The organism is Buchnera aphidicola (Sitobion avenae) (genome assembly GCF_005082585.1).
GTDB classification, from domain to species: Bacteria; Pseudomonadota; Gammaproteobacteria; order Enterobacterales; family Enterobacteriaceae; genus Buchnera; species Buchnera aphidicola_Z.
The window spans coordinates 1-7,716 of record NZ_CP034856.1 but is presented as its reverse complement, the minus strand read 5'-3'; the positions used below and the strand labels follow the sequence as shown (position 1 = coordinate 7,716).

Annotated in this window: 7 protein-coding genes; 1 reads left to right on the top strand and 6 read right to left on the bottom strand. The window is 27.1% G+C overall.

Going from position 1 to position 7,716, the window contains the following annotated elements; all coding sequences use genetic code 11:
* Positions 1–14: 14 nt before the first annotated feature.
* Both repA (D9V77_RS03090) and D9V77_RS03085 read right to left on the bottom strand, forming a co-directional pair.
* On the bottom strand, positions 15–770 hold the full coding sequence (gene repA / locus D9V77_RS03090) for a plasmid replication initiator RepA (protein ID WP_158339011.1): 756 nt from the start codon (positions 768–770) through the stop codon (positions 15–17).
* 144 nt (positions 771–914) lie between these two features.
* Entirely contained in the window at positions 915–1,418 is a 504-nt protein-coding gene (locus tag D9V77_RS03085; protein ID WP_158339009.1) for a TIGR00645 family protein, read from the bottom strand.
* Positions 1,419–1,710: 292 nt separating this feature from the next.
* Between D9V77_RS03085 and repA (D9V77_RS03080) the strand changes: the two genes are divergently transcribed.
* Entirely contained in the window at positions 1,711–2,562 is an 852-nt protein-coding gene (gene repA / locus D9V77_RS03080) for a plasmid replication initiator RepA (RefSeq protein ID WP_158339007.1), read from the top strand.
* A gap of 339 nt (positions 2,563–2,901) precedes the next feature.
* On the opposite strand, the gene leuD is transcribed toward repA (D9V77_RS03080), so the two are convergent.
* The 4 genes from leuD to leuA are packed head-to-tail and all read right to left on the bottom strand — an operon-like array spanning position 2,902 to position 7,651.
* Positions 2,902–3,525, bottom strand: a complete 624-nt coding sequence (leuD, locus tag D9V77_RS03075) for a 3-isopropylmalate dehydratase small subunit (RefSeq protein WP_158339005.1) — start codon at positions 3,523–3,525, stop codon at positions 2,902–2,904.
* Position 3,526: 1 nt separating this feature from the next.
* Positions 3,527–4,942, bottom strand: a complete 1,416-nt coding sequence (leuC, locus tag D9V77_RS03070; protein ID WP_158339003.1) for a 3-isopropylmalate dehydratase large subunit — start codon at positions 4,940–4,942, stop codon at positions 3,527–3,529.
* A gap of 2 nt (positions 4,943–4,944) precedes the next feature.
* On the bottom strand, positions 4,945–6,036 hold the full coding sequence (leuB, locus tag D9V77_RS03065) for a 3-isopropylmalate dehydrogenase (protein WP_158339001.1): 1,092 nt from the start codon (positions 6,034–6,036) through the stop codon (positions 4,945–4,947).
* A 55-nt stretch (positions 6,037–6,091) separates the two neighbouring features.
* Positions 6,092–7,651: a 2-isopropylmalate synthase gene (gene leuA / locus D9V77_RS03060; RefSeq protein ID WP_158338999.1), complete on the bottom strand. Its 1,560-nt coding sequence runs from the start codon at positions 7,649–7,651 to the stop codon at positions 6,092–6,094.
* Positions 7,652–7,716 lie beyond the last annotated feature (65 nt).

Genomic DNA, 7,716 nt, shown 5'->3' with positions numbered 1-7,716 from the left:
TTTGTTGTATAAATTTATTTTATGATTTTTTTATATAACTTGCATAAATTATTATATTCAATATCTATCTTTTTTTTAAGACCCTTAGGACCTATTTTTGTTAATTCACTAGCTGTATAATAACTAATTAAGGCGTTTAAAATTTTTTTTCTAACTGATTTTTCATCTAAACGGGACATAATTTTTACATCTGAAAAAGAAAAAAATATCGTTTTTTCTCCCCTTTTCAATCTTTCTGGTGATTTCATTTTTTTAAACAAATAATTATCTATTTTTGATTGGGGAATATTGCATAACATAAAAAACATAGGTGTCAAAAGAATTTTTTTAGGTATATAATTACTGATTGATTTGCTTTTTATTTTTTGACATTTTATAAAACCCATTGGTTCTAAAAATTCACTTATTAAGCGTGACGCACGAGTAATAGATTTATTCCCTGAGTCTGAAAAAGTAGATAATCCACATTCATCTGCTAATTTTTCAATAGAAGCTTCGACTAGTTTAGAGTTAATATTAAAATAATATAACATGGCAGGTACTATAGCTCTCATAGCACATGCTCTATGTTTATTTAATCGTCTGAAGCGTGTTAAAACATTACCAGTTTTAGGATCTATAGGCAACAAAGTATACGTTAAATTACTTTTAGAAACGTCTATTTCTAATGCTTTTTTCATTGCATAACAAATAAATGCAGATCTTTTTTTCTCATTTTTAGATGGATTAAAAAATGGTTTAGGATTATATATATAATTTTTTCTAGGCACTAAATACACTTGATTAAGTAAAATATTTTTTTAAAAGAAGAATTTTTGATAAATGACATTCTAGATATATACAGTGTATATTTTATTTACAAAAATGACATCAATACAAAAGATTTGTAATTTCTCTGTATTTTTAAAAAACACCTAATGAAGAATATGCTTTTTTTTGCTCATTTTATCAATATATGCCATTCCAAAAGCAGATAATACAAAAGTTAAATGAATTATAACACACAGCATAATTTTATTATCTAGTATTTTTTCTGCTTCCATAAAAAGACGTAATAAATGAACAGAAGATATTGCGACTATTGATGATGCGACTTTATTCTTGATTGAATTGACATCCATAGTACCCATCCATCCTAATCTTTTTTTATTGTCTTGTATATCCATTTTAGAAATAAAGTTCTCGTATCCAGAAAACATCACCATTACTAATAAACCACCTACTAAAGCAATATCGATCAATGATAAAACTACCAGAACTAAACCAGATTCAGACATTGCTACAATATCTGGCATAATAAATAAAATTTGTTGAAAAAATTTTAACGTTAGCAGTATAAATCCAAATGATAAACCTACATATACAGGAAACATTAACCAACGAGAAGCATATATACTTTTTTCAATAATTCTTTCCATTTTTCCCCCAGATAGTTTTTAAAACTAAATATAATTAGATCTAATATAAAAGATTAGAATTTTTTGAAATTTTTAATAAGTTATCATTGAAAATAGTTAAAATTTATGTTAAGAATGTTTTTTCTTTTTATAAATTATATTTTATTCATAAAAAAAAATAAAAGTAAAGTATATATTCTCAAATATAGAAAAATTCTAATAATAAAAATATAAATAAAAATATAAATAAAATATTAACTTTATATTTATAAATGTATGGAAAACACTCATCTACTAATTTAAGTATTATTTTATGATATCAAGAAAATGTTATATACATAACCGTAATCCCTTTTTCACACCACCTAAGAACAATAAACGCAGACCTTCTTTTATTTGTTATGCCATGCAAAGAGCATCAGAAATAGATGTCGCTCGATGTGAACTGAATTATATTTTACAAGTTAAAAATATAAGAATAGGATTTCCCATAAAAAGATATAGAAGACTAAATGAACATCGCGCTTGCGCTATGAGAGCTATGGTTTTAGCAATGCTTTATCATTTCAATATTTCTTCTGATTTAGTTCAAGCATCTGTTGAACAATTATCTGATGAATGTGGTTTATCTACTTTATCTAAAGCAGGTAATAAATCTATTACCCGAGCTTCTCGACTAATTACTAATTTTATGGAACCTATGGGTTTTGTTACCTGCAAAAAAACTTGGGATAAAATATTAGGCAATTATATGCCCAAGGTAATTACTCTTACTCCATTATTTTTCACACTTTTTGGTGTTTCTGAAAAAAAATTAATGAATGCCAAGAAACAACAATTAGGATGGATAAATAAAAATCTTATTAGTAAAGGTTTGAAACCAATAACTATGACTGATGCTAAAAGACGTTCTAAAGATGCTCAGATAAAAAATATTTTTAAATATAGAGTTTCTAAACATGCTTTTTACAAAAAGAAAAAAAACGCACAACGGTTGATTTCATTAGATGAAAAAGAAGCTAGACAAACAATTCTGCGTGCCTTAGTAGCAAAATATTCTATTAGTGAATTAACAAAGCTAGGTCCTAACGGGTTAAAAAAGCAAGTTAATATTAGTTATTATTATTTAAGGAAAATAGCTACAAATACATATCCTGATAATTAAAACTTTTTAAATTCATTTTTTTTAAAAAATATGCGTTTTCTCGCAGACCCTCCTTTTTTTTAAAATTTATAAAAAATCCCATTTTCTTCTTTTTTTTCTAAAAAAAATTTTTCTCTGTCCCAATTACCCAAAAAAACATTGAAAAAATATATTTTTTTTACAAAATTTTTAATAAATGCATATTGTTTTTTTTAATAGATGCTTCTTATATTATAGATGCAAAATAACATTGTTTAAAACTTATATAAAAAAATAAATAAAACATATTCTGACCCCCGTTAAAAAAAATAGCGAAATTTTTATTAAAAAAAATTTCGCTATTTTTTTTAAATTTTAATTCTAAGATCCTAACGCTCTTCTATTTACAAGAAAATCAGGTATACTCTCTTCATAAATATTTATATCTGATAAATGATTCATAGTTAAATCAATGTGATCTAAATTATTTAATAAAAAAGAACAATAAAAGTCATCTAATTCAAAATCAAAAACTGTTTTATTAAAAACAAGAGTCTTATTAACTAAACTAATATTAAATTCAGCACCTATATTAGTTTTAACAAAATCAAAGAGGAAATTGATTTTATCTTCACTTAATGTAATTAAAAGAAGTTTATTATTAAAACTATTACTATAAAAAATATCAGCAAAACTAGGAGCAACTATTACTCTAAATCCATAATCCCATAATGACCAAACAGCATGCTCTCTAGATGAACCACATCCAAAATTCTCTCGGGTTAATAAAATACTTGCTTTCTGATAAATTTTTTTATTTAAAATAAAGTCCCTATTTTTAACTAACTGATTTTTATCAATGAAACGCCAATCATGAAATAAATATTTACCAAAACCAATTTTATTTACTCTCTTTAAAAATTGTTTAGGAATGATAATATCAGTATCTATATTAGATATATCTAAGGGAACAACAATACCAGCATGAAAAGTAAATTTTAACATTTTAATTACTCTCACTATCATCTAAATTTCTAACATCAAAAAATCTACCATATATTGCTGCTGCAGCCGCCATTACCGGACTTACCAAATGTGTTCGCCCCCCCCTACCCTGCCGCCCCTCAAAATTCCGATTACTGGTAGAAGCACAGCGTTCACCATCATTTAATCTATCTTTGTTCATTCCCAAACACATAGAACAGCCAGGTAAACGCCATTCGAATCCTGCATTAATAAAAATTTTATCTAACCCTTCATTTTCAGCATCTCTTTTTACAGAACCTGAACCTGGAACAACAATAGCTTTAACATTACTTGAAATTTTTTTATTTCTAATCACCTTAGATGCTGCCCTTAAATCTTCTATCCTCCCATTAGTGCAAGAACCAATAAAAACTTTATCAATAAAAACGTCAGTTAGATAAGTCCCAGTTTTTAAACCCATATATTTACAAGCAGATTTTGCTAAATCTCTCTTAATTGAGTTTTTTAAAACATTAAAATCAGGTATTTTTTCATCAATAGCAATCACCTGATCAGGATTAGTCCCCCAAGTGATTTGTGGGGAAAGATTAGATATATTTATATTGACAACCTTATCAAAAAAAGCATCTTCATCAGATTTTAATTTTTCCCAAAACACTAAGGATTTTTCCCAAAAAATACCAGACGGAGAATATATTTTATTTTTTAAATACGAATATGTAATTTGATCTGGTGCTATTAATCCTGATTTAGCCCCTATTTCAATTGCCATATTACAAATTGTCATTCTTTCTTCCATACTCATTTTTTTAATTACATCTCCGCAAAATTCAATTATATACCCCGTAGCTCCTGATGATCCTAATTTCCCAATAATAAACAAGATTATATCTTTAGCAGTAATATATTTTTGCTTTTCTCCTGTAATTTCTATTTTCATATTTTTAAAACGTTGTTGTTTTAATGTCTGTGTAGCAAGAACATGTTCTACTTCTGAAGTACCAATACCAAAAGATAATGCACCAAAAGCACCATGAGTAGACGTATGAGAATCACCGCATACAATGGTCATACCTGGTAAAGTCATACCCTTTTCAGGACCAATAACATGCACTATCCCTTGATTAGGATTTTTTATATCATATAATGATATATTAAATTCATGGCAATTTTTTATTAATTGTTCCATCTGTATTTTTGCCATAGAACCAGATGCATTAATATCTTTACTTTGAGTAGAAACGTTATGATCCATAGTTGCAAAAGTTTTTTTAGGTTGTCTAACTGTACGTTTTTTATCTCGTAATGAATCAAAAGCTTGAGGTGATGTAACTTCATGTAATAAATGTAAATCTATATATAAAAGCGATGTATTATTTTTTTCTTTATAAACAATATGTGAATCATATATTTTATCATATAACGTTTTTTTCATTTTTATTCACCATTAATTAAACAATTAGCAATAACATCACCCATTTCATTTGTTTTTAGAAAATGATTATTATTGGATATATCTAGAGTCCTATAACCCTTTTTTAACGCACAATTTACAGCATTATCAATTTTATCTGCTATTTCATTTAATTTCATACCATATCTAAATAACATGGAAAGTGAAAGAATTTGAGCAATAGGATTAGCAATATTTTTACCCTTAATATCAGGCGCAGACCCCCCTGCGGGTTCATATAAACCAAAATTTTTTTCATTTAAACTTGCTGATGGTAATAATCCAATAGAACCGGTAATCACAGCACATTCATCAGAAATAATATCTCCAAAAAGATTAGAACATAATAATACGTCAAATTGACTAGGATTCTTAATAATCTGCATAGTAGCATTATCAATATATAAATGAGAGAGATTAACATCAGGATATTCCCTGGAAACATCTTGCACTACTTCTCTCCATAAAACAGAACTTTGTAAAACGTTTGATTTATCTATAGAACAAACTTTATTTTTTCTGGAACGTGCTAATTTAAAAGCTAAATGAGCAATGCGAATAATTTCATACTCATGATAAATTTCTGTATCAAAGGCATATTTAATATTATTCTCGCAAATATAACCCTTAGGTTTCCCGAAATAAATCCCTCCTGTTAATTCTCTAACACATAAAATATCAAAACCATTATTTAAAATGCTGGATCGAAGAGGAGATAAAGATTTTAAGTCTGGATATATTTTAGCAGGTCTTAAATTAGAAAAAAGATTAAAATGTTTTCTTAAAGGTAATAAAGAAGCTCTTTCAGGACGTTTTTCTATTGGAAGTTTATCCCATTTAGATCCTCCTACTGAACCAAATAAAATAGCATCAGAATTTTCACATCCTGATAATGTAGTTTTTGGCAAAGCAACACCTTCTCGATCAATAGCAACACCCCCGATATTAAATTCTTGAATTTCTAAACATAATGAAAATTTTTTTTTCAATATATTTAAAATTTTATATGCTTCTCGCATAACTTCAGGACCTATACCATCACCAGGTAAAACGGCAATACGATAATTTTTTTTCATAAAAAATTCTCCATAAAATAAGAATTAAAAAATTATTTTTTCTTATAGTAAAATACTAATTTTTTTTAAATTTTTTCAAAATTTTCAATTGTTTATTTACTTGTTTTGCTTTCCATATATTATTCAATACATTAATCATTGCTTGAGCTGAGGATTCAATTATATCAGTTGCTAAACCTACGCCATGAAATTCCCGTTTTTCATGTTCAACTAGAATATCTACTTGACCTAATGCATCTTTACCCTTACCTTTTGCGACAAGTTGAAATTTCTGCAAAATTATTGGAAAGCATGTAATTCTATTCAATGCTTGATAAATTGCATCAACTGGTCCATTACTCGTAGTAGATGATTCTGTGTGTATTTTTTTACCACATAATAATTTAACTGAAGCAGTAGATAAACCATTAGAAATGGATTGCACGCTAAAAAATTTCAAACAAAAATATTCCAAATGATCTTGTTTATTATTAATAAATGCTAATGATTCTAAATCATAATCAAAAACTTGACCTTTTTTATCTGCTAATTTTAAAAAATCAGTATATAGTTTATCTATATTATAATCGGTTTTATCATAACCCATTTGATCCATATAATATTTTACTGCTGCTCTTCCTGAACGAGAAGTTAAATTAAGTTTGACTTCTTTTAAACCAATACTACTAGGTTCAATAATTTCATAATTTTTTCTATTTTTTAGAACACCATCTTGATGAATACCTGAAGAATGTGCAAATGCGTTACTTCCTACTATAGCTTTATTAGATGGAATTGGCATGTTGCATATTCGACTAACAATTTGACTTGTACGATAAATTTCTTTGTAATTTATATTAGTTGAAACACCTAATAGATCTTCTCTAACTTTTATAGCCATAATAACTTCTTCTAGAGCTGTATTCCCTGCCCTTTCACCAATCCCATTGATAGTACCTTCTATTTGTCGAGCACCTGCTTGTATAGCTGATATTGAGTTTCCTACAGCCATACCTAAGTCGTCATGACAATGTACAGAAATTATAGATTTATGAATATTAGGTACTCGTTCAAATAAATTTTTAATAATAGAAGATAATTCATTAGGTATTGAATATCCTACAGTATCAGGTATATTAATTGTTTTTACTCCTGATTTTATTAATTTTTCTACAATACGACATAAATTATCCATTGTGGTTCTACTTGCATCTTCGCAAGAAAACTCAATATCATCAGTATAACGTAAGGCTTTTTTTACTGAAAATATAGCCATATCTATTATTTCATTGAAATTTTTTTTTAATTTAGATTCCATATGAAGTGTTGATGTTGCTAAAAAAATATGAATTCGAAAAGCGTCAGATCCAGACATAGCTTCTCCAGCTGCATCAATATCTTTTTCTACACATCGAGCTAAACTACATATTCGACTATTTTTAATTTTTTTAGATATGGTTTGAATTGATTTAAAATCTCCAGGTGACGAAATGGGGAATCCTATTTCCATAATGTCAACTCCGGATTTTTCTAGAGATAATGCAATTTGTAATTTTTCTTTAACACTTAGACTCGCTTGTAATGCTTGCTCTCCATCACGAAGAGTTGTATCGAAAATAATAACTTTAGAATTCATAAAAATCTTCTCAACTAAAAATAAATAAAATGTTTTATTTAATTAAAATAAATTTATACAACAAA